This window comes from Geodermatophilus telluris, from assembly GCF_900102745.1.
Lineage (GTDB): Bacteria > Actinomycetota > Actinomycetes > Mycobacteriales > Geodermatophilaceae > Geodermatophilus > Geodermatophilus telluris.
In genome coordinates, this window is record NZ_FMZF01000005.1 from 98802 (window position 1) to 120461 (window position 21660).

Sequence of the window (21660 nt, forward strand, 5' to 3'; positions counted from 1 at the left end):
CGGGGCCGGGGGCGTCAGTTGGCGCGGCCGAGGTACCGGCCGTCGCGGGTGTCGACCTTGAGCTTGTCGCCGGTGTTGACGAACAGCGGCACGTTGATCTGCGCGCCGGTCTCCAGGGTGGCGGGCTTGGTGCCGCCGGTGGAGCGGTCGCCCTGCAGGCCCGGGTCGGTGTGCTCGACGACGAGCTCCATCGTCACCGGGAGCTCCACGTAGAGCGGCACGCCCTCGTGCACCGCGACCACGGCGTCGGTGTTCTCCAGCAGGTAGTTCGCGCCGTCGCCCACCGTCTCGGCCGGGACCGGGATCTGGTCGAACGTGTCGCCGTCCATGAAGACGAAGTCGGTGCCGTCCTTGTACAGGTACGTCATGTTCCGCTTGTCGACGGTGGCGGTCTCGACCTTGGTGCCGGCGTTGAAGGTCTTGTCGACGACCTTGCCCGAGAGCACGTTCTTCAGCGTCGTCCGCACGAACGCGCCACCCTTGCCGGGCTTGACGTGCTGGAACTCGGTGACGGACCACAGCTGGCCGTCGAGGTTGAGGACCATGCCGTTCTTGAGGTCGTTGGTGGTAGCCATCTAGAGGACCAGCAGTTCCTTGCTCGTGAGGGTCAACAACTCCGGCGCGTCCGCCGTGACGACGAGCGTGTCCTCGATCCGGACACCGCCGTGGCCGGGGAGGTACACCCCGGGCTCCACGGTGACGGCCATGCCGGCGGCCAGGGTACCCGCGCCCAGCGGGCCGATGCCCGGCGCCTCGTGGATCTCCAGGCCCACCCCGTGCCCGAGGCCGTGGGTGAAGTGCTCGCCGTGCCCGGCGGCGACGATGACGTCGCGGGAGGCCGCGTCCACGGCGACGACGTCGGCGCCGACGGCCAGCGCCGCCCGCCCGGCCGCCTGGGCCTCGGCGACGAGCGCGTACACCTCCCGCTGCCAGTCCGCGGCCGAGCCCAGGACCACCGTGCGGGTCATGTCGGAGTGGTAGCCGTCGACGGTGGCGCCGAAGTCGAGCTTGAGGAGGTCGCCGCCGCGCAGCTCGGTGCCGTCGGGCCGGTGGTGCGGGATCGCCGAGTTGGCGCCGGTGGCCACGATCGTCTCGAACGACGGCGCCTCGGCGCCCAGCGCCAGCATCCGGGCGTCGAGCTCGCGGCCCACCTGCAGCTCGGTGCGCCCGGGCCGCAGCGCCCCCTCGGCGGCCAGCTCGCCCAGCGCCCGGTCGGCCACCGCGCAGGCCCGGCGCAGCGCCTCGACCTCGTCGTCGTCCTTGACCGCGCGCAGCACCTCGACCGCCCGCCGCACGCTGACCAGCTCGGGCACCGTCGCGCCGGCCGCGGCGTCGACGAGCACCCGCTCGAGCTGGCCGAGGCCGTCGACGGTGACCTCGTGGCTCTCGTAGCCGATCCGGCCCGCGCCCCGGCGCACGGCCTCCCGGGCGAGCCCGGCCACGGTCGCCCGGTCGACGAGCAGCTCGACGTCGGGCACCTGGGTGCCGGCCTGGGTGGTGTAGCGGCCGTCGGTGCCGAAGACGTCGCCGCCGTCGGTGCGCAGCAGCAGCGCGCCGTTCGAGCCGGTGAACCCGGTCAGGTAGCGGACGTTGAGCAGGGTGGTGACCAGGACGGCGTCCAGGCCGCGCTCGGCAGCCGTCGCCCGCAGCCGCTCCCGGCGCTCCGCCGTCCTCACGAGGCCCCCCGCGCCACGAGCCAGCGCAGCGCCAGCTCGTAGCCCTGCACGCCGAGCCCGGCGATCACGCCGTCGGCCACCCGCGAGACGTAGGAGTGGTGCCGGAACTCCTCGCGCCGGTGGATGTTGGTGATGTGCACCTCGACGACGGGGGCGTGCACGGCGGCCAGCGCGTCGTGCAGCACCACGGAGGTGTGCGACCAGCCGCCGGGGTTGATGACGATCGGGTCGCCGGCGTCGGTGGCCGCGTGGACCCAGCCGAGCAGCTCGCCCTCGGAGTCGGTCTGGCGCACCCGGGCGGCCACGCCGAGGCTGCGGGCGGTCTCCTCGACCAGCGCGACGAGCATCGCGTACGTCGTCGTCCCGTACTTCTCCGGCTCGCGGGTCCCGAGCCGGCCGAGGTTGGCGCCGTTGAGCACCTGGATCGTCACGCTGCCTCCGATACCGCGGCCCACGCCGCGTCCAGCCACGCCTGCTCGGGGTCGGCGAGGATGCGGGGGTTGCCGATCCCGTCCAGGACGACGAACCGCAGCGTCGCGCCGCGGGCCTTCTTGTCCACCCGCATGACGGCCTGCAGTGCCGCCCAGTCGCCGCGGTACACCGTGGGCAGGCCCATGGCGGCGACCAGGTCGCGGTGCCGGGCGACCTCCGCGGCGGTCAGCAGCCCGGCCTGCCCGGCCAGCTCGGCGGCGAACACCAGCCCGACGGCGACCGCCTCGCCGTGCCGCCAGCCGAAGTCCTCCACCCGCTCGATGGCGTGCCCCAGCGTGTGCCCGTAGTTGAGGAACTCGCGCACACCGGTGTCGTAGAGGTCCTGCCCCACGGCGTCGGCCTTGACCCGCACCGCGCGCTCGACGAGCTCCTCCGTGTCGCGGCGGCCGGTGGGGTCGGCGGTGAGCAGGTCGAGGATGCCGGCGTCGGCGATGAGGCCGCACTTGACCACCTCGGCGAGGCCGGAGCGGAACTCCGCCTCGGGCAGCCCGGCGAGCGCGTCCGTGTCGGCGAGCACGCCGGCCGGCGGGTGGAACGCGCCGACGAGGTTCTTGCCGGCGGCGGTGTCGATGCCGGTCTTGCCGCCGACCGCGGCGTCGACCATGCCGAGCACGCTGGTGGGCAGGTGGACCACGCGCACGCCGCGCAGCCAGGTGGCCGCGACGAACCCGGCGAGGTCGGTGACCGCTCCCCCGCCCACGCCGACGACGGCGTCGGAGCGGGTCAGCCCGAGCCGGCCGAGCTCGTCCCACAGCCGGGCGGCGACCGCGGCGGTCTTGGCCGCCTCCCCGTCGGGGACGACGACGGCCTCGGCGGCCACCCCCGCGGTCTGCAGCGTCTCGACGGCGGCGCCGGCCAGCGCGGCCAGCGGCGGGGCGTGCACGACGGCCGCCTTCGCCGTCCCGGCCAGCAGCAGGCCCAGCTCGGCCTGCGCGCCGGCGCCGATCACCACGTCGTAGGGCCGCTCACCGGCGACGGTCACCCGCCTCACCGGTCGGCCCCGGCGGGCAGCGCGGCCAGCACCTCGGCGACGACGTCCTGCGGGTCGCGGCCGCCGGTGGGCACGACCACGGTGGCCACCTCGGCGTAGAGCGGCGCGCGCTGCTCGAGCAGGGTGCGCAGCATCGCCCGCGGGTTGACCCCGAGGATCGGGCGGTCGCGGGCCAGCCCGGCCCGCCGGACCGCCGAGGCCAGGTCGACGTCGAGGTGGACGACGGTGCCGCCGGCGCGGCCGTGGGCCACCAGCAGCGCCCGGGTGCCCGCGCTGAGCACCGCACCGCCGCCGAGGGCCAGCACGCCGTCGTGCCCGGCGAGCGCGCGGGCCACCGCCCGCTCCTCCAGCGCGCGGAAGTGCGGCTCGCCGTGGGTGACGAACAGGTCGGCGACGGTGGTGCCGGCCTCGGCCTCGACGTCGGCGTCGGTGTCGCGGAAGGGCAGGCCGAGGGCGGCCGCGACCGCCGTCCCGACCGTGGTCTTGCCCGACGCGGGCGGGCCGACGAGGACCAGCAGCGGCGCGGTCACCGGTACGGGAGGGCGTCGAGGTAGGCCCGCGCGTTGCGCCGGGTCTCGGCCACCGAGTCACCGCCGAACTTCTCCAGCGCGGCGTCGGCGAGCGTGAGGGCCACCATCGCCTCCATCACCACCGACCCGCGGGGCACCGCGCAGGCGTCGCTGCGCTGGTTGATGGCCACGGCGGCGTCCCCGGTGGCGACGTCGACGGTGGCCAGCGCGCGCGGCACGGTGGAGATCGGCTTCATCGCGGCGCGCACCCGCAGCACCTCGCCGTTGGTCATGCCGCCCTCGATGCCGCCGGCGCGGTCGGTGACCCGGCGCAGCCGGCCGTCCTCGGAGATGATCTCGTCGTGGGCGACCGAGCCGCGGCGCCGCGCGGTCTCCAGGCCGTCGCCGACCTCGACCGCCTTGACCGACTGCACGCCCATGAGCGCGGCGGCCAGGCGGGAGTCCAGCCGGCGGTCCCAGTGCACGTGGCTGCCCAGGCCCGGCGGCAGGCCGTGGACGACGACCTCGACGACGCCGCCGAGGGTGTCGCCGTTCTTCCGGGCGTCGTCGACCTCGGCGACCATGACCTCGCTGGTGGCCGGGTCGGCGCAGCGCACCGGGTCCTCGTCGATGCGCGGGTTGTCCTGGGGGCCGGGCAGCACGCCGTCGGGCACGGTGACCGGTCCGATGCCGACGACGTGGCTGACGACCTCGACGTCCAGCGCCTGGCGGAGGAACGCCTTGGCGACCGCGCCGAGGGCGACGCGGGCCGCGGTCTCGCGGGCGCTGGCGCGCTCGAGCACCGGGCGGGCGTCGTCGAAGCCGTACTTCTGCATGCCGGCGAGGTCGGCGTGCCCGGGGCGCGGGCGGGTCAGCGGGGCGTTGCGCGCCTGCCCGGCGAGCACCTCGGGGTCGACCGGGTCGGCGGCCATCACCGTCTGCCACTTGGGCCACTCGGTGTTGCCGACCTGCACCGCGACCGGCCCGCCCTGGGTGACCCCGTGCCGCACGCCGCCGGTGAGCGTGACGACGTCCTGCTCGAAGGACATCCGGGCGCCCCGGCCGTGGCCGAGACGGCGGCGGGCGAGGTCGACGTCGAGGTCGGCGGTCTGCACCTGCACGCCGGCGGGCAGCCCCTCGAGGATGGCGGTGAGCTGCTGGCCGTGCGACTCACCGGCGGTCAGCCAGCGCAACATGCCCCGGATTGTGCCAGTCGCGCCGACGCCGACCTCCCGCGGCGGGGGCCGCCACGATCAGGTCACCTGATCATCGAGCGTCCTACCCGACCGTGGGACGTCGGGTGGGACACTCCACGATCAGTCACCTGATCATCGCGCGGGGGATCACGCCAGCGGGCCCTCGAGGGCCAGGGCGAGGACGGCGCCGAGCAGCAGGGGTGGGCCGAACGCCACCGGGGTGCGCCAGCCGGCCCGGCGGGTGGCCACCAGGACCAGCGAGACGGCGGCGCCGCACAGCAGGCCGAGGAGGACGCCGGCCAGCAGCACGCCCCACCCGGCCCAGCCGAGGACGAGCCCCAGCAGCGCGAGCAGCTTGACGTCGCCGAGGCCGAGGCCCGAGGGGGCGGCCAGCGCAGCCAGCAGCGCGACCCCGCCGGCGGCGGCCGCGGCCAGCAGCGCCCGCAGCAGCGCGGGCCAGGTGCCCAGCAGGGCGGCGTCGGCGAGCAGCGCGGCCGCGCAGACGGCGCCGGCGGGGAGGGTGACCCGGTCGGGCAGCCGGTGGACGGCGAGGTCGACCTGCGCCAGGACGACGGCGGCCCCGGCGGCCCAGGCCAGCGCCAGCGTCGCCGGGCGGGCGCCGCAGAGGAGCACCGCCCCGCACAGGAGGACGGCGAGCAGCACGGCGCTGAGCACCGCCCGGGTCCGGCCGGCCCGTGCCGCGGGATCCCGGGCGGCGAGGCGTACGGCGGTGCGGGCGAGCAGCGGGCCGGCCGCGGCGGCGGTCAGCAGCGCGGCCGCGAGCAGCAGCGCGGGCGGGACGGCGGGGGTCAGCGGGCGTCCAGCGCGGCGCGCATGGCACCGATCGGCGCCGGCTGCCCGGTCATGAGCTCCACCTGGACGGTGGCCTGCCAGAACAGCACCTCGATGCCGCTGATCACCGCGACGCCGGCCTCGAGTGCGCGCGCGACCAGCGGCGTGGGCCACGGCGCGTAGAGGACGTCGAGCAGCGTCTGCCCCGACCGCCAGCCGAGCCCGGCCAGGTCGGGGTGCGCGCCGATCGGCACCGTGCTGACCACCACCGGGGCCTCGACCGGCCCGGGTGTCAGCGGCGCGACGGAGGCCCCGACGCCGAGCGCGCCGAGCACCCGGACGACGTCGGCCGCGCGGTCCGGCGCCCGCACCAGGACGTCGACGTGCTCGGCGCCGAGCTCGGCCAGCGCCACCGCCGCCGCGGCCGCCGTCCCCCCGGCGCCGACGATCGCGGCGTGCGCGACGCGCTGCACGCCACCGGTCTGCAGCGCCATGCCCACGCCGTGGACGTCGGTGTTCTCCGCGCACCAGCCCTGGCCGGTGTGCACGAGGGTGTTGGCCGCGCCGAGCAGCCGGGGCAGCGGCTCGACGGTGTCGGCGACCGCGACCGCCGCCTGCTTGCACGGCATGGTCACCGAGAAGCCGCGCCACTCCGGGCCCAGGCCGGCCAGCAGCACCGGCAGGTCCTCGGGGCCGAGGTCGAGCCGGTCGTAGGTCCAGCCGGTCAGGCCGAGGGCGGCGTAGGCGGCGCGGTGCAGCAGCGGCGACAGGGAGTGCGCGACCGGGCGGCCGAGGACGGCCGCCCGGCCGGGCGCGGGGTCGGGCACGGGCCGGTCAGCCACCGCACCCGAGGCCGGCGTCGGCGCACCGCTGCCGCGCGGCCTGGAACTCCGCGTAGTCGGCGGTGAAGAAGTGCCGGCCGTCCTCGGACTCGAGCACGTAGTACAGGAGGTCGCCGGTGGTCGGCACCAGCGCCGCCTCCAGGCTGGCCTCCCCCGGGGAGCTGATCGGCGACGGCGGCAGCCCGGCCCGCGTGCGGGTGTTGTAGGGGCCGTCGGTCTGCAGGTCGGTGACGGTGAGGTCGTTGCCGTTCTTCTGCAGGCCGTAGGCCAGGGTGGCGTCGATGCCGAGCGGGATGCCCTGGGCGAGCCGGTTGTAGACGACCTGCGCCACGTCGGGGCGCTCCTCGTCCAGGCGGGTCTCCGACTGGATCATGGAGGCGACCACGACCACGTCGTACACCGAGCGCCCGGACGCGGCGGCCCGCTGCTCGAGCTGCAGGTCCGTGGCGACCTCGGTGAACCGGGCCACCATGCCGCGCAGCACCTCGGTGGCGCTGTCGCCGGGCTCGACGTCGTAGGTGGCCGGGAACAGGAAGCCCTCGAGCTGCCCGTTGGCGTAGGCCGGCAGGCCCAGCGCGGCGGGGTCGGCGGCGGCCGCCTGCACCTCCTCGATCGGCAGGCCGGTGGCCTCGGCGACCCGCTGCAGCGTGGCGCTCGCCGTGAAGCCCTCGGGCACGGTGACCCGGGAGACCAGCCGGCTCGCGGGGTCGAGCAGCAGGTCGAGCGCCGCTTGCCCGCTCATCTGCGCGCGCAGCGAGTAGACGCCCGGCTGGATGCCCATCGAGGCGGGGTCGGCCTCGGCGGCCTCGACGAACGGGTCGGCCGACGCGATGACGTCCTGGTCGACCAGCGTGCGGGCGATGTCGCTGAGGGTGTCGCCCCCGCCGATGCGGACCTCGACGGTGCCGGTGCCCGCGCCCGCGTAGTCCTGCGCCTCGGGGTTGACCAGGCCGATGAGCGCCCGGCCGCCCAGGACGATGGCGGTGACGAGGCCGGCGAGGACGAGCAGCGCGAGCAGGTTGACCAGCGGGCCGCGGCGGCGACGCCCGCCGCGGGTGCGCCGGCGGCCGCTCCCGCGGTCGTCGTCGGCGTGCCCGGCGAGGTGGGCGGCGAGCGGGTCGTCGTGGTGCTCGTCGTCGTGGTGCTCGTCGATCAGGTGCTCGTCGATCAGGTGCTCGTCGTGCGGCTGCTCGTCGTACCCGTCGTACGGGTCGTCGTGCAGGTGGTCGTCGGGCAGGTGGTCGTCGTGCGGGTGCTCGTCCTCGGGGTGCGCGGCAGCGGCCCGGCGGGCCCGGCGCCCGCGGCGGCGCTCCTCGCGACGGCCGCCACCGAGGACGTCGAGGCCGCCGGTGGCGTCCTCGTCGTCCCCGTGCGGGTCGGCGGCCGGCGGCAGCGGCGCGGGCCCGTCGACGGCCTCGATGTGCGCGGTGTCGGCGTGCCCGTCGTCGCCGATCTGCGCGGTGTCGTCGTCGGCCGGCCGGCGCGGCATCCGCGACCAGGCGCCCGGCGGGCGGGGCGGGAGGCCGGGGGCCGGACCCGGCCTGCTCGGGCCGCCGGGCAGCGGGCCGGTGCGGTCGTCGCCGTCGCTGGGGGCGGAGTGCCGGCCTCTGAGCGCCGGGGACCGGTCGAGCAGGTCGGCGCCGCGCCGGGCGGGAGCGGGGCGGGCGGGCACCGGGCCCACCGGCAGCTGGGTCGTGCGGGGGACGTCGGCGGCCTGGTTGCCGTACCAGCCGCCGGCCCGGCCGGTGGCGCCGAGGACGTCGGGTCCCGCGTGCCGGCCCCGCCCGTACGGCGGGACCGGACCGCTCACGAGCGCCCCCGCTGGCTGTCCAGATACGCCTGGAGGATGACCACGGCGGCGGCCTGGTCGATCACGGGGCGCTGGGCACGGCTGTCGAGCCCGTTCGCGCGCAGGGAACTGGCTGCGGTCACGGTGGAGAGCCTCTCGTCGACGAGGTGCACGGGCACGCTGCCGATGCGCCCGGCGAGTGACCGAGAGTAGGCACGCGCTTCCCGAGCGGAGGCACCCGACGCACCCGAGAGGTGCCTCGGCTCCCCCACGATCACCTCTGTCACCTCGTGTTCCACCACGAGCGCGGCGATCCGGTCGAGGTCGGCGCCGTCCCGGCGGCGCTCGACGGTCTCCAGCGGGCTGGCCAGCGTGCCGGTGGGGTCCGACAGCGCCACGCCGATCCGCACGGTGCCGACGTCGAGGCCCAGCCGCCGGCCCTGGCGGGTGCGCCGCGGCGGCAGCGGCAGCCCGGCCGGCAGCCCCCGCGACAGGTCGATCTCGGTGGTCTCGTTGGACACCGGCGGGAAGCCCGCGCGCAGGTCGATCGCCTCGGTGGGGTGGTGCACCGGCTGCTGCGGCGGGGTCCGCCGTGGGCGCGAGGGCGGTACCGCGGGGCGGCCCTGCTGCCGCCGCTCGCCCATGTCACCGGTCTCGTCGGGGCGCTGCTCGGGCACTCCGGTCACCTCCCTGCGGCGGTCGCGACCGCCGTCTCGCCGGCCTGGAGGGCAGCGGGGATGCCGCCCGGGTCCGTACCGCCGCCCTGGGCGACGTCGGCCTTGCCTCCGCCCCGGCCACCGACCGCGGGCGCCGCGGCGCGCAGCACGTCGTTGGCCGACAGGCCGCGCTCCTGCGCGGCGGGGTTGAGCGCCGCGACGAGAGCCACCTTGCCCCCGGCCTCCGAGGCGAGCAAGACGACACCCGGGCGCTCCCCCAGCCGGCCGCGGACGTCGAGGGCCAGCGTGCGCAGGTCCCCGCCGGAGAGCCCCGCCGGCGCGGCGGTGACGACGGCGACCCCGCCGACGTCGCGCGCCTGCCCGGCCAGCTGCCCGGCCGCGGCCTGGGTCTGCTGGGCGCGGAGCTCCGCGATCTCCCGGTCGGTCTCGCGCAGCCGCGACAGGATGCCGCCGACCCGGTCGAGCAGCCCGTCGGGAGGCGACTTGAGCAGCTCGCCGAGCTGGCGCACCAGGTCGCGCTCGCGGGCCAGGTAGCGGAAGCCCTCCAGGCCGACGACGGCCTCCACGCGGCGGGAGCCCGACCCGACGGAGGACTCGCCGGTCAGCGCCAGCGTGCCGATCTGCGCCGAGCCCGCGACGTGGGTGCCGCCGCAGAGCTCCCGCGACCACGGCCCGCCGATCTCCACCACGCGCACCTGCTCGCCGTAGGTCTCGCCGAACAGCGCCAGCGCGCCGATGGCCTGCGCCTCGGGCAGCGTCATGTAGCTGGCGCTGACCCGGTGGTCGGCGCGGACGGCGGCGTTGGCGACGTCCTCGATGTCGCCGCGCTGCCGCTGGGTGAGCGCGCCCTGCCAGGCGAAGTCCAGCCGCAGGTAGCCGGGGCGGTTGTAGGAGCCCGACTGCAGCGCCTGCGGGCCGAGCACCTGGCGCAGCGCCGCGTGCACCACGTGGGTGCCCGAGTGCGCCTGGCAGGCCGACAGCCGCCACTCGCGGTCGACCTCGGCGGCGAGCTCCGCACCCGCGGTGAGCGCCCCCTCGAGGACCCGCACCTGGTGCACGACCAGGCCCTTGACCGGGCGCTGCACGTCGAGCACCTCGGCGCGGCCGCCGTCCCAGGTGAGCGTGCCGGCGTCGGCTACCTGGCCGCCGGACTCGGCGTAGAAGGGCGTGCGGTCGAGCACCACCCGCACGACCTCGCCGGCACCGGCCTCGGCGGCACCGGCGTCGTCCCCGTCGAGCTCGGCGACCAGACCCAGCACGCGGGAGTCGGTGCGCAGGGTGTCGTAGGCGCGCCAGTCGGTGGGGCCGTGCTCGGCGAGCAGCCGGCGGTAGGCCAGGACGTCGACCGAGCCGGTCCGCTTGGCGCGGGCGTCGGCGCGGGCCCGGTCGCGCTGCTGCTGCATGAGCGCGCGGAAGCCCGCCTCGTCGACGGTCACGCCCTGCTCGGCGGCCATCTCGAGGGTGACGTCGATGGGGAACCCGTAGGTGTCGTGCAGCGAGAACGCCTGCTCGCCCGACAGCGCCGGCGTGCCGGCGGCCTTGGCCTGCGCCACGGCGGTGTCGAACAGCGCCGTCCCCGAGGACAGCGTGCGCCGGAACGCCTCCTCCTCGGCGTAGGCGACCGAGGCGATCCGGTCGAAGTCGGTGGCCAGCTCCGGGTAGCTGGGGCTCATCGCGTCCCGGGAGACCGGCAGCAGCTCGGGCAGCGTGGCGGCGTCGACGCCGAGCAGCCGCATCGAGCGGACGGCGCGGCGCAGCAGCCGGCGCAGGATGTAGCCGCGGCCCTCGTTGCCGGGGGTGACGCCGTCGCCGATGAGCATCAGGCCGCTGCGGACGTGGTCGGCGACCACGCGCAGCCGCACGTCGGCCTCGTGGTCCTTGCCGTAGGTCACCCCGGCCAGCTCGGCGCCGCGGCGCAGCACCGGCGCCACCTCGTCGATCTCGTACATGTTGTCGACGCCCTGCAGCAGGTAGGCCACCCGCTCCAGGCCCATGCCGGTGTCGATGTTCTTCTTCGGCAGCTCGCCGACGACCGTGAAGTCCTCCTTGCTCCGGACGTCGGTGAGCTCGTACTGCATGAAGACCAGGTTCCAGATCTCGAGGAACCGGTCGCCGGCGGTGTCGACCAGCGGGCCGCCGTCCGGGCCGAACTCCGGGCCGCGGTCGAAGTAGATCTCCGAGCAGGGGCCGCCGGGGCCGTCGGCGCCGGTGTGCCAGTAGTTGTCCTTCTTGCCCAGCCGCTGGATGCGCTCGAGGGGCAGGCCGGCGATGCGGTGCCAGGCGTCGGCGGCCTCGTCGTCGTCGAGGTAGACGGTCACCCAGATCCGGTCGGGGTCGAAGCCCAGGCCGCCGCCGGCCACCGGCCCGGTGACCAGGTCCCAGGCGTGCTGGACGGCCCCCTCCTTGAAGTAGTCGCCGAAGGAGAAGTTGCCGTTCATCTGGAAGAACGTGCCGTGCCGGGTGGTCTTGCCGACCTCCTCGATGTCGAGGGTGCGCACGCACTTCTGCACGCTCGTGGCGCGCGGGAACGGCGCCGGCTCGCGGCCGGTCAGGTACGGGATGAACGGCACCATCCCGGCGACGGTGAACAGCAACGAGGGGTCGGGCGAGACCAGCGACGCGCTGGGGACGACGGTGTGGCCGCGCTGCTCGAAGTGCTGCAGGAAGCGGCGGCGGATCTCGGCGGTCTGCATCAGTGCTCGGGTCTCCTGCGGGCGGTGGCGGCGGCGCGGTCGGCGCGCGGCCGCCGGGAGGTCAGCGGACGGCGGGTCAGGCGCCGTGCCGCCCGGTGCGCCCGGGGAGCATCCCCCCGGGCAGCTGCGCCTGGTCGCGCTCGGGCAGCGGCGCGTCGAGGCCGGTGCCGCTGCGCAGCTCCTCCTCGCGGGCCGCGGCGGCGGCGCGGACGTCGGCACCGAAGTCGCCGATGGCGTCGGCGAGGTCGCGCAGCCCCTCGGCGATCGAGGCGCCGATCCCGGCCGGCGTCATCCGCTCGGCGGCGCGCGAGACCTTGCGGACGACGAGCGCGCCGATGGTGATGCCCATGGCCAGCCAGAACAGCCGGCGCATCAGGCGGCCCGCCGGGCGGCGCGGCGCTCGCGGCGCGAGGCCTTGTCACGGGCGGCGGCCTCGGCGATCGCCTGGCCCTCGCGGCGCTTCCGCGCGGCGCTGCGCACGCCGTAGCTGAACGCGGCGACCTTGATCAGCGGGCTGCCGACGGTGGCCGCGACGACGCTGGTCAGCGCCGCGACGTTGCTCGACACGTTGGCCGCGTTGCCGGTGATGTCGTCGACCCGCTCGAGGTTGCTGTTGACCTGGGCGATCGTCGTCTGCGCCTGGCCGAGGATCGGCTGGCTCTGCTCCCGCACCTGGCGGATCGTCAGCGTCGTCTCGTCCAGGGTGCGCCCCAGCTTGAGCAGCGGGACGGCCAGCAGCACCACCAGCAGCACCAGCGCCAGGGCGGCGATCAGTCCGGCCCACTCTCCTGCGGACACGCGGCGTCTCCTCTTCTCGTCGTGCGGCCGGACGGCACGACCGGCGTCGTCACAGTAGTCGCGGCCTCCGGCGGTCAGCGGGCGCGCCGGAGGATGGCCCGCAGCTTCGCCAGCCGCGCCCCGATCCCGGCCTCCGCGCCCCGGCCGGTGGGCCGGTAGTAGTCGCGCCCGACCAGCGCGTCGGGCGGGTACTGCTGCGGCACGATCCCCTCGGGCGCGTCGTGCGGGTACACGTAGGTCCTCCCGTGGCCCAGCTTCCCCGCCCCGCCGTAGTGGGCGTCGCGCAGTCCCGGCGGCACCGGTCCGCCGAGGCCGGCGCGGACGTCGGCCACCGACTCCGAGATCGCCACGGTGACCGCGTTGGACTTCGGCGCGGTGGCCAGGTGGACGACGGCGTGCGCCAGCGGGAAGTGCCCCTCGGGCATGCCGATGAAGGCGACGGCGTCGGCCGCGGCGACGGCGGTCTGCAGTGCCGTGGGGTCGGCCATGCCGATGTCCTCGCTGGCGGAGATGACCAGGCGGCGGGCGATGAAGCGCGGGTCCTCCCCCGCCACGACCATGCGGGCCAGGTAGTGCAGCGCGGCGTCGACGTCGCTGCCCCGGATGGACTTGATCAGCGCGCTGGCGACGTCGTAGTGCATGTCGCCCTGGCGGTCGTAGCGCACGGCGGCCTGCGCGACCGCCGTCTCCAGGGTGGCGAGGTCGACCTCGGTCGCGCCGACCGCCCGCGCGGCGCCGGCGCCGGACTCCAGCGCGGTCAGCGCCTTGCGCCCGTCGCCGCCGGCGATGCGGACCAGGTGCTCCTCGGCCTCGGCGGACAGCGTCACCGCGCCGTCGAGGCCGCGGTCGCTGGTGAGCGCGCGGCGCAGGAGCGTGCGGACGTCGTCGTCGGACAGCGGCTGCAGCGCCAGCACGAGGCTGCGCGAGAGCAGCGGGCTGACCACGGAGAAGAACGGGTTCTCGGTGGTGGCGGCGATCAGGCTGACGATCCGGTCCTCGACCGCCGACAGCAGGCTGTCCTGCTGGGTCTTGGAGAAGCGGTGCACCTCGTCGATGAACAGCACGGTCCGCCGGCCGCCGTAGGTGAGCTCCCGCTTGGCGCTCTGGATGACCGCGCGGACCTCCTTGACGCCCGCGTCGAGCGCGGACAGCTGCACGAACTGCCGCTTGGTGGCCAGCGAGATGACGTGCGCCAGCGTCGTCTTCCCGGTGCCGGGCGGGCCGTAGAGGACCAGCGACATCGGCTCGTCGGCCTCGACCAGGCGGCGCAGCGGCGCCCGCGGGCCGAGCAGGTGCGACTGGCCGACGACCTCGTCGAGCGAGCGCGGGCGCATCCGCACCGCCAGCGGCGCGCCCGGGTCGACGGCCTCGCCCCCGGCCTCCACCGGCTCGTCGAACAGGCTCGTCACGGGTAGCGACGCTACCCGCGGGGCACGACACCCCCGTGCAGCAGCGACGCATCGGACACCAGACCGTCAGCGCCATCGGGCTCGGGGCGATGCCCCTGTCCACCAAGACCGACCGGCCGTCCCGCGAGGACGCCGTCGCCACCGTGCACGCCGCGCTCGACGCCGGCGTGACGCTCGTCGACACCGCGGACGCCTACGCCGCCGACGAGTCGGAGTTCGGGCACAACGAGTCGCTCGTGGCCGAGGCGCTCGCCTCCTACGGCGGCGACACCTCGGGCGTGCTGGTGGCGACCAAGGGCGGGCACACCCGGCAGGGCAGCGACTGGCTGCTCGACGGGTCACCGGCCTACCTGCGGCGGGCCTGCGAGGCCTCGCTGCGGCGCCTCGGCGTGGACGCGATCGGGCTCTACCAGTTCCACCGGCCCGACCCCGACACGCCGTGGGAGGAGTCGATGGGCGCGCTGCGGCAGCTCGCCGACGACGGGCTGGTGCGGATGGTCGGCGTCTCCAACGCCGACGTCGCGCAGATCGACGTCGCCCGCTCGATCGTGGGCCCGGCGCTGGTGAGCGTGCAGAACCAGTTCTCCCCCGGCTGGCGGTTCTCGGCCGACGAGGTGGCGCACTGCGCGGCGCACGGGCTGGCGTTCCTGCCGTGGAGCCCGTTCGGCGGGGTCTCGGCGGCCGGGTCGCTGGAGGCCACCGCGCCGGCGTTCGCGGAGGTCGCCGCCGAGCTGGGCGTCTCGGTGTACCGGGTGACGCTGGCCTGGCACCTCGCGCAGGCCGACGTCGTCGTCCCGATCCCCGGCGCCTCGCGCCCGGCGTCCATCCAGGACTCCGCCGCCGCGGCCGACCTGGAGCTGACGCCCGAGCAGCTGGCCCGCCTCGACGGCTGACGGGGCCCACGAAGCACTCGTTGCCGTCCGCGCCGGCGAGTCCTCGCGTGTCGGCGGCAACGAGTGCACTCTCGCGCCGGGCGACTCAGCCCACCGGGCGCCAGCCCCGGCTCAGCAGGGCCCGCCGGGTCCGCTCCACGACGACCGCGGGGGCACCCAAGTGGCGCCGGGCGAAGCGCAGGACGAGCCACCCACCGGCCGCCATCAGGGAGTACCGGTCCACGTCGCGGTCGAACTGTCCGGGTTCGGCGTGGTGGCGCCCCTCGTACTCGACGGCGACCCGGTACCGGGCGTAGCCGAGGTCGGCGTGGGCGACCTCGCGGCCCCGGCGGTCGAGGACGGGGACCTGGACCTCTGGCACGGGCAGGTCGCTGGTGACCAGCCAGTACCGCAGCAGGCTCTCGGGTCGGGACATCGCCTGCCCGGAGAGGAGCGCGGCGCACTCCCGGGCGCGGACGACGCCGCGGACGCCGCCGGCCCGGGCAAGCCGTCGCTCGAGCTGCGCCGCCGTCAGCTGCCCGCCGCGCAGGAGAGCGTCGCCGGTCGCGACCAGCTCCGCCGGCGGCAGCCGTGCCGCCAGGTCGAGGAAGGTCTGCGCACCGGACGTGACACGCAGACCGTGGACCTCGATCACGTCCTCGGCGTGCAGGTCCCGGACGTGGACGGTGAGCCCGCGCCGCCGCGGCAGCACCGGTCGAGGGCGCAGCACGACCTCGACCTCAGGTAGAGGTATGGAGTCGGTGCCCAGGAGCGCTCCGGCGGTGCTCAGGCCGAAGGCCGCATCCGGCGGCAGCACGTGGGTCCAGGCACTGCACCGGGTGACCAGGCCGTCGTCCGCCGCGCGCGAGACGTACAGACCCCGGGTCAGCCGGCGTCCGTCAGCGGCGACCTGCCGTCTCCGGACGCCGGCCCCGCGCGCTCGGGCCCACGTGTAGACCAGGGGCAGCTCGACGTCGTCCACGCGCCGACCCTGCGGCGGTCGCGATCGGACGCGCGCCCCAGGCCGGGCGCTGTGGATCCCGTCCCTGCCTGTGGAACGGCCGAGCATGCAGTCGTTCCCGTCCGGCTCGGCGTGTCCGCGCGCGTCGGCGGCAACCACTGCCTCCTCGCACCCAGGGCGGACGCTCAGTGGCGGCGGCCGTCGCGCAGGACCGCGAGGAACACCGCGCCGACGACGGCGGCCGTCCACGGCCACCAGTCCCGGGCGGCGGGCGAGGACGCCAGCCCGAACACCTGCCAGGCCCCGCTCAGCGCGTCGCCGAGGGTCGCCGGGAGGCCGGTGCCCGGGCGCAGCAGCGGCTCCAACCACCCGACCGCGGTGAGCGCCGGTCCCGTGGTCCAGGCGAGGAGCACCACCACCGGCCACGCCGCCAGCCGCCCGCGGGGCCGCACGCCGACCACCACCAGCGCCGCGGCCAGCACCAGTGCCTGCAGCCAGACGAGCGCGGTCCCCAGCGGGGCGGACCACAGCGCCTGTGGCGCGAGGAGGGACAGCCACGGCACGACGACCCCCGCGAGCACCCCGCGGGCCACGCCCACCCCGACCGGTCCCGCGACCACCAGCGAGCCGACGCCCCAGCCCAGCACCCCGAGGACGGCGGTCAGCGCGGCGAGCCCGGCGAGCACCCGCGGGTCGGCGTCGAAACCCGACCCGGCACCGGAGGCGGCCACCGACTGCCCCACGGTGACCGCGATCGCCACCGCGGTGCCGCAGCCGGTGGCCAGCAGGGCGGTCCCGCGCCGCGCCGCGGGCACCAGCCGGGCGAGGCTCCCCGCGAGCAGGCCGCCGACGACCGCCCCCAGCACGAGCGCGGTCAGCTGCCCCGCCCGCAGCGGCAGCACGATCGGCGCCGCGCGGCCCGCGCCCTCCAGCAGCCAGGGCGCGAACCCCGCGAGCCAGGCCGGCGGGGCGAACAGGGCCGGCGCCCAGACCGGCAGCCGCCACCGGTCGCCGGCCGGGGCGGCCGGGGTCGCGGACAGTGCGGACGTCGGCACGGACGGCAACGTAACGCGCCCGCGCCCGCCCGGTGGGCGACGCGGCCGCGGCCTCAGCCGGTGGGGTCGGTGGGCCCGGGCGCGCCGGGCTCACCGGGCAGCGGGGGCTCCTCGGCCACCGCGTCGATCCCGGCCTCCTTGCGCTGTGCGTCGGTGATCGGCGTCGGCGCACCGGTCAGCGGGTCGTAGCCGGCCCCGGTCTTCGGGAACGCGATGACCTCGCGGATCGAGTCGACACCGGCCAGCAGCGCGGTGAGCCGGTCCCAGCCGAGCGCCGCGCCGGCGTGCGGCGGCGGGCCGTAGGCGAACGCCTCGAGAAAGAAGCCGAACCGCTCGCGGGCCTCCTCGCGCGACATGCCGAGGGTCTCGAACACCCGCTCCTGCAGCTCGGGGTCGGCGATCCGGACCGAGCCGCTGGCCAGCTCGTTGCCGTTGACCACGAGGTCGTAGGCGTCGGACAGCGCGCCGGCCTTGTCCTCGGCGAAGCGCTCCCGCCACTCCGGGGTGGGCGAGGTGAACGGGTGGTGCATGAAGGTCCAGTCGCCGTCCTCGGTCTCCTCGAACATCGGGAAGTCGACGACGAACAGGAACGACCAGGACCCCGGCTCGATGAGCTCCAGCCGCCGGGCGATCTCGTTGCGGGCGGCGCCGAGCAGCTCCTGCGACGAGCGGCGCGGGCCCGCGGCGAAGAACACGCAGTCACCGGGCGCGGCGCCCACGGCCTCGACCAGCCCCGCGCGCTCGGCGTCGGAGACGTTCTTGGCCACCGGCCCGCCGAGGGAGCCGTCCTCGGCGACCGTCACGTAGGCCAGCCCGCGGTAGCCGCGCGAGCGGGCCCAGTCCTGCCAGGCGTCGAAGGCCCGCCGCGGCTGCGACCCGCCGCCGGGCATGACGACGGCGCCGACGTAGGGCGCCTGGAACACCCGGAACGGGGTGTCGGCGAAGAACTCCGTCAGCTCGGTGAGCTCGATGCCGAACCGCAGGTCGGGCTTGTCCGACCCGAAGCGGTCCATCGCCTCGCGGTAGGTCATCCGCGGGATCTCGGGCACGTCGTAGGAGGCCAGTTCGCGCCACAGGGCGCGCACGACGTCCTCGACGATCGCCAGCACGTCGTCGCGCTCGACGAAGCTCATCTCGAAGTCGAGCTGGGTGAACTCCGGCTGCCGGTCGGCGCGGAAGTCCTCGTCGCGGAAGCAGCGGGCGATCTGGTAGTAGCGCTCCAGCCCGCCGATCATCAGCAGCTGCTTGAACAGCTGCGGCGACTGCGGCAGCGCGTACCACTTGCCCGGCTGCAGCCGCACCGGCACGAGGAAGTCGCGGGCGCCCTCGGGCGTGGAGCGGGTGAGGTCGGGCGTCTCCACCTCGGTGAAGCCGTGCCCGGCCATGACCCCGCGGGCGATCCGGTTGACCTCGCTGCGCAGCCGCAGGATGCGGGCCGGCCCCTGCCGGCGCAGGTCGAGGTAGCGGTACTTGTAGCGGACGTCGTCGCTGGCCGCCTGGTCGGTCTCGATCGGGAACGGCAGCGGCGCCGCCGGCGAGAGCACCCGCAGCTCGGTGGCGGCGACCTCGATCCCGCCGGTGGGCAGCTCGGGGTTGTCGTTGCCCGCCGGGCGCTGCCGCACCTCCCCGGTCACCAGCACGCAGAACTCGTTGCGCAGCGCGTGCGCCTCCTCCTCGCGGACGACGACCTGGACGTAGCCCGAGGCGTCGCGCAGGTCGACGAAGACGACGCCGCCGTGGTCGCGCCGGCGGGCCACCCAGCCGGCGAGGGTGACGGGAGAACCGGCGTCGGACACGCGCAGCGTGCCGGCGTCGTGGGTGCGGAGCACTAGAGGGCCTCTCTCGGGGGGTGGGTCACCAGCGGTCGTGCACGTGCTGCCGGATGCGCTCGTCGTAGAGCCGCTCGAGGTCGGCCAGCTCGCCGTCGGTCAGCGGCGGGAGGCCGGCGGCCGCGACGTTGCCCCGGACCTGGCCGACGCCGCTGGCACCGGGGATGACCGACGTGACGCCGGGCTGCTGGACCACCCAGCGCAGCGCGACCTGGGCGGGCGGGCGGTCGCCGCAGATCCCGACGAACTCGCGGGCCGCGGCGACGCCGACGTCGTAGGGCACGCCGGCGAAGGTCTCACCGACGTCGAAGGCCTCGCCGTGGCGGTTGAAGTTCCGGTGGTCGTCGGCGCCGAACGTCGTCGACTCGGTGAAGCGCCCGGTCAGCAGGCCGCTGGCCAGCGGGACACGGGCCAGGACGCCGACGCCGCGCGCGGCCGCGGTCGGCAGCAGCTCCTCCAGCGGCTTGCGCCGGAAGACGTTCAGGATCACCTGGATCGACTGCACGCCCGGGTGCTCGAGCGCGGTCAGCCCCTCGGCGACGGTCTCCACCGAGACGCCGTAGGCGGCGATCGCGCCGTCGTCCACCATCGCGTCGAGGGCGTCGTACACCCGCTGGTCGGAGTAGACCGCCGTCGGCGGGCAGTGCAGCTGCACCAGGTCGAGGGTGTCGACGCCGAGGTTGCGCCGCGACCGGTCGACCCAGGCCCGCAGGTTCTCCGGGGTGTACTGCGCGGCCTCGAACGGGTCGGCGCGGCGGCCGGCCTTGGTGGCCACGAACGGCCGCTCCGACCGGGCGGCGAGCGCCTTGCGGATGCGCTCCTCGCTGCGCCCGTCGCCGTAGACGTCGGCGGTGTCGAGCAGCGTCACGCCGGCGTCGAGCGCGGCGTCGAGCACGCCGGCCGCCGTCTCCTCGTCGACCTCGCCCCAGTCGCCGCCGAGCTGCCAGGTGCCCAGGCCGACGACGGACACCTCCGCACCGGTCCGCCCCAGGGGTCGGGTCTCCATCACGCACTCACCGCCGTCCGCAGCGCCTCGAACAGGTCGCCCACGGGGACGGCGCGCTGCTCCCCCGTGCGCAGGTCCTTCAGCTGGCCGACGCCGTCGGCCAGGTCCCGCTCGCCGATCACCACCGCGTGCGACGCGCCGGAGCGGTCGGCGGCCTTCATCGCGCCCTTGAGCCGCAGGTCGCCGTAGACGGTGTCGGCCGACACCCCGGCCCCGCGCAGCTGCCCGACCAGCCGCACCGCCAGCCGCTTGGCCTCCGTACCCAGCGGGACGACGAACGCCTGCACCCCGCCGGTCGCGGCGACGTCGAGGCCCTCGGCCTGCACCGCCAGCAGGGTGCGGTCGACCCCGACGGCGTACCCGATGCCGCTCACGTCCGGTCCGCCGAGCGCCGCGGACAGCCCGTCGTAGCGGCCGCCGCCGCCGATCGCCGACTGCGCGCCGAGGCCGTGGTGCACGAATTCGAACGTCGTCTTCGTGTAGTAGTCCAGCCCGCGCACCAGCCGGGGGGCCTCGGTCCAGGTCACGCCGAGGTCGGTGAGGTGCTGCCGGACGGCGTCGTAGTGCGCCCTCGTGGTGTCCGACAGGTGGTCGACCATCAGCGGCGCGTCGTCGAGCTGGGCCTGCACCTCGGGGCGCTTGTCGTCGAGCACCCGCAGCGGGTTGATCGCCGCCCGGCGTCGGGTCTCCTCGTCGAGGTCGAGCTTCTCCAGGTGGGCGACGAGCAGCTCGCGGTACTGCGGCCGGCAGGTGGCGTCGCCCAGCGAGGTGAGCAGCAGCTCGAAGTCGGTGAGCCCGAGGTCGCGGAAGCCCTGCACGCCCAGCGCCACGACCTCGGCGTCCAGCGCGGGGTCGTCGACGCCGAGGGCCTCCATGTCGACCTGGGTGAAGTGCCGGTAGCGGCCGGCCTGCGGCCGCTCGTAGCGGAACGCCGAGCCCACGGTCCACAGCTTCACCGGCAGCGCGCCGGTGTGCAGCCGGTGCTCGATGAACGCGCGCATCAGCCCGGCGGTGAGCTCGGGGCGCAGCGTCAGCGACCGGCCACCGCGGTCGTCGAAGGTGTACATCTCCTTGGTCACGACGTCGGTGGACTCCCCGACGCCCCGGGAGAAGACCTCGGTGTGCTCGAACACCGGCGTCTCGACGTAGCCGTACCCGGCCCGCCGCAGCGGCGCGGTCAGGGTGTCGCGGACGGCGAGGAAGCGCGCCGACTCCGGCGGCAGGACGTCGAAGGTGCCCTTCGGCGCGGTCATCCCGGTCACAGACCGCGTCCCCGGGGAGCCGCCGCGCCGGCCTCGGCCAGGTAGGGGTTGGTCGCCCGCTCGCGGCCGACGGTGGTGGCCGGGCCGTGGCCGGGCAGCACCACGGTCGCGTCGTCCAGCGGGAGCACGACGTCGCGCAGCGAGGCCAGCATCGCCTCCCAGGAGCCGCCGGGCAGGTCCACCCGGCCCACCGACCCGGCGAAGAGCACGTCGCCGGCCAGCAGCCCGGGCGCCTCCCCCAGGTCGAGGGAGAACACCACCGATCCCTGCGTGTGCCCGGGCGCGTGCCGCACGGTCAGCTCCACCCCGGCCAGCGACAGGACGGCGCCGTCGTCGAGGGGGCGCACCACCGACGGGTCGGGCAGCCGCAGGCCGGTGACCAGCGGCGCGAGCGCCGGCCCGTGCCAGCGGGCGGGGTCGGCCAGCATGCCGTTGTCGTCGGGGTGCAGGTAGGCCGGGATGTCGTAGCCCTCGCACACCGGCAGCACGGAGAAGGTGTGGTCGAGGTGGCCGTGGGTGAGCACCACCGCGACCGGCTTGAGACCGTCCTCGGCCAGCAGGCGGGCGAGCGGCTCGACGGCGTCCATGCCCGGGTCGACGACCACGCACTCGGCGCGCGGCCCGGAGGCGACGGCGTAGCAGTTGGTGCCGAAGGCGCCGGCCGGGAACGAGCGGATGAGCACCCGTGCAGGTTACGCGGGCGATCTCGGGCCCCTCCGGTCCGGCGACCGGGCCCGCTCAGGCGGCGCACCTACACTCGCGGCCGAGCAGCGGGGCACCGCGCGGCACGGCCCGGGACCGGGCAGCGGCG

Annotated in this window: 21 protein-coding genes; 1 reads left to right on the forward strand and 20 read right to left on the reverse strand. The window is 76.0% G+C overall.

Annotated elements, in window-relative coordinates; translation table 11 throughout:
- Nucleotides 1-14 precede the first annotated feature (14 nt).
- The 14 genes from efp to BLQ97_RS16430 all read right to left on the reverse strand — a co-directional run bounded on the left by efp (nucleotide 15) and on the right by BLQ97_RS16430 (nucleotide 13864).
- The gene (gene efp, locus BLQ97_RS16365) at nucleotides 15-575 is read right to left on the reverse strand and encodes an elongation factor P (RefSeq protein ID WP_091367098.1); all 561 of its coding nucleotides are present in this window, start codon (nucleotides 573-575) and stop codon (nucleotides 15-17) included.
- The gene (locus BLQ97_RS16370) at nucleotides 576-1676 is read right to left on the reverse strand and encodes a M24 family metallopeptidase (protein WP_091367099.1); all 1101 of its coding nucleotides are present in this window, start codon (nucleotides 1674-1676) and stop codon (nucleotides 576-578) included.
- The gene (gene aroQ, locus BLQ97_RS16375; RefSeq protein ID WP_175471783.1) at nucleotides 1673-2107 is read right to left on the reverse strand and encodes a type II 3-dehydroquinate dehydratase; all 435 of its coding nucleotides are present in this window, start codon (nucleotides 2105-2107) and stop codon (nucleotides 1673-1675) included. The genes BLQ97_RS16370 and aroQ overlap by 4 nt, the downstream gene beginning before the upstream one ends.
- Nucleotides 2104-3150: a 3-dehydroquinate synthase gene (gene aroB / locus BLQ97_RS16380; protein WP_245692298.1), complete on the reverse strand. Its 1047-nt coding sequence runs from the start codon at nucleotides 3148-3150 to the stop codon at nucleotides 2104-2106. The genes aroQ and aroB overlap by 4 nt, the downstream gene beginning before the upstream one ends.
- Nucleotides 3151-3155: 5 nt before the next feature.
- Complete coding sequence (locus BLQ97_RS16385) at nucleotides 3156-3689, reverse strand: shikimate kinase (protein ID WP_091367101.1); 534 nt, start codon at nucleotides 3687-3689, stop codon at nucleotides 3156-3158.
- On the reverse strand, nucleotides 3686-4864 hold the full coding sequence (gene aroC / locus BLQ97_RS16390; RefSeq protein WP_091367102.1) for a chorismate synthase: 1179 nt from the start codon (nucleotides 4862-4864) through the stop codon (nucleotides 3686-3688). The genes BLQ97_RS16385 and aroC overlap by 4 nt, the downstream gene beginning before the upstream one ends.
- 147 nt (nucleotides 4865-5011) lie before the next feature.
- Nucleotides 5012-5539, reverse strand: coding sequence for a prepilin peptidase (locus BLQ97_RS16395; protein ID WP_245692300.1), 528 nt, complete (start codon nucleotides 5537-5539; stop codon nucleotides 5012-5014).
- A gap of 134 nt (nucleotides 5540-5673) precedes the next feature.
- Nucleotides 5674-6498, reverse strand: a complete 825-nt coding sequence (locus tag BLQ97_RS16400; RefSeq protein ID WP_245692301.1) for a shikimate dehydrogenase — start codon at nucleotides 6496-6498, stop codon at nucleotides 5674-5676.
- The gene (gene mltG, locus BLQ97_RS16405; RefSeq protein WP_091367104.1) at nucleotides 6491-8308 is read right to left on the reverse strand and encodes an endolytic transglycosylase MltG; all 1818 of its coding nucleotides are present in this window, start codon (nucleotides 8306-8308) and stop codon (nucleotides 6491-6493) included. Before mltG ends, BLQ97_RS16400 begins: the two co-directional genes overlap by 8 nt.
- Entirely contained in the window at nucleotides 8305-8964 is a 660-nt protein-coding gene (gene ruvX / locus BLQ97_RS16410; RefSeq protein WP_217637230.1) for a Holliday junction resolvase RuvX, read from the reverse strand. The genes mltG and ruvX overlap by 4 nt, the downstream gene beginning before the upstream one ends.
- A 5-nt stretch (nucleotides 8965-8969) precedes the next feature.
- Nucleotides 8970-11657 (reverse strand): alanine--tRNA ligase, encoded by a 2688-nt coding sequence (gene alaS / locus BLQ97_RS16415; protein WP_091367105.1) that lies wholly within the window; start codon nucleotides 11655-11657, stop codon nucleotides 8970-8972.
- A 76-nt stretch (nucleotides 11658-11733) separates the two neighbouring features.
- Nucleotides 11734-12030 (reverse strand): hypothetical protein, encoded by a 297-nt coding sequence (locus tag BLQ97_RS16420; protein WP_091367106.1) that lies wholly within the window; start codon nucleotides 12028-12030, stop codon nucleotides 11734-11736.
- Entirely contained in the window at nucleotides 12030-12455 is a 426-nt protein-coding gene (locus BLQ97_RS16425; protein WP_091367107.1) for a DUF948 domain-containing protein, read from the reverse strand. Before BLQ97_RS16425 ends, BLQ97_RS16420 begins: the two co-directional genes overlap by 1 nt.
- Nucleotides 12456-12529: 74 nt before the next feature.
- Nucleotides 12530-13864 (reverse strand): replication-associated recombination protein A, encoded by a 1335-nt coding sequence (locus BLQ97_RS16430; RefSeq protein WP_091367108.1) that lies wholly within the window; start codon nucleotides 13862-13864, stop codon nucleotides 12530-12532.
- 35 nt (nucleotides 13865-13899) lie between these two features.
- Between BLQ97_RS16430 and BLQ97_RS16435 the strand changes: the two genes are divergently transcribed.
- Complete coding sequence (locus BLQ97_RS16435; RefSeq protein ID WP_091367109.1) at nucleotides 13900-14757, forward strand: aldo/keto reductase; 858 nt, start codon at nucleotides 13900-13902, stop codon at nucleotides 14755-14757.
- A gap of 85 nt (nucleotides 14758-14842) precedes the next feature.
- On the opposite strand, the gene BLQ97_RS16440 is transcribed toward BLQ97_RS16435, so the two are convergent.
- The 6 genes from BLQ97_RS16440 to BLQ97_RS16465 form a co-directional block, all read right to left on the reverse strand.
- On the reverse strand, nucleotides 14843-15718 hold the full coding sequence (locus tag BLQ97_RS16440) for an endonuclease domain-containing protein (protein ID WP_091367110.1): 876 nt from the start codon (nucleotides 15716-15718) through the stop codon (nucleotides 14843-14845).
- Nucleotides 15719-15882: 164 nt separating this feature from the next.
- Nucleotides 15883-16752 (reverse strand): hypothetical protein, encoded by an 870-nt coding sequence (locus BLQ97_RS16445; RefSeq protein WP_091367111.1) that lies wholly within the window; start codon nucleotides 16750-16752, stop codon nucleotides 15883-15885.
- 53 nt (nucleotides 16753-16805) lie between these two features.
- Nucleotides 16806-18581 carry an aspartate--tRNA ligase gene (gene aspS / locus BLQ97_RS16450; RefSeq protein WP_091367112.1) on the reverse strand — a complete coding sequence of 592 codons (1776 nt, stop codon included), beginning with the start codon at nucleotides 18579-18581 and terminating at the stop codon, nucleotides 16806-16808.
- A gap of 25 nt (nucleotides 18582-18606) precedes the next feature.
- Nucleotides 18607-19587, reverse strand: a complete 981-nt coding sequence (locus BLQ97_RS16455; RefSeq protein WP_091367113.1) for an aldo/keto reductase — start codon at nucleotides 19585-19587, stop codon at nucleotides 18607-18609.
- Nucleotides 19587-20840 carry a histidine--tRNA ligase gene (hisS, locus tag BLQ97_RS16460; RefSeq protein WP_245692303.1) on the reverse strand — a complete coding sequence of 418 codons (1254 nt, stop codon included), beginning with the start codon at nucleotides 20838-20840 and terminating at the stop codon, nucleotides 19587-19589. The genes BLQ97_RS16455 and hisS overlap by 1 nt, the downstream gene beginning before the upstream one ends.
- Nucleotides 20841-20845: 5 nt before the next feature.
- Complete coding sequence (locus tag BLQ97_RS16465) at nucleotides 20846-21532, reverse strand: MBL fold metallo-hydrolase (RefSeq protein WP_091367115.1); 687 nt, start codon at nucleotides 21530-21532, stop codon at nucleotides 20846-20848.
- Nucleotides 21533-21660 lie beyond the last annotated feature (128 nt).

Coding starts and splice junctions, on each gene's coding strand:
- hisS (WP_245692303.1), bottom strand. CDS start 20,840: ATGACCGCGCCGAAGGGCACCTTCGACGTCCTGCCGCCGGAGTCGGCG.
- aroC (WP_091367102.1), bottom strand. CDS start 4,864: ATGTTGCGCTGGCTGACCGCCGGTGAGTCGCACGGCCAGCAGCTCACC.
- BLQ97_RS16420 (WP_091367106.1), bottom strand. CDS start 12,030: ATGCGCCGGCTGTTCTGGCTGGCCATGGGCATCACCATCGGCGCGCTC.
- alaS (WP_091367105.1), bottom strand. CDS start 11,657: ATGCAGACCGCCGAGATCCGCCGCCGCTTCCTGCAGCACTTCGAGCAG.
- efp (WP_091367098.1), bottom strand. CDS start 575: ATGGCTACCACCAACGACCTCAAGAACGGCATGGTCCTCAACCTCGAC.
- BLQ97_RS16455 (WP_091367113.1), bottom strand. CDS start 19,587: ATGGAGACCCGACCCCTGGGGCGGACCGGTGCGGAGGTGTCCGTCGTC.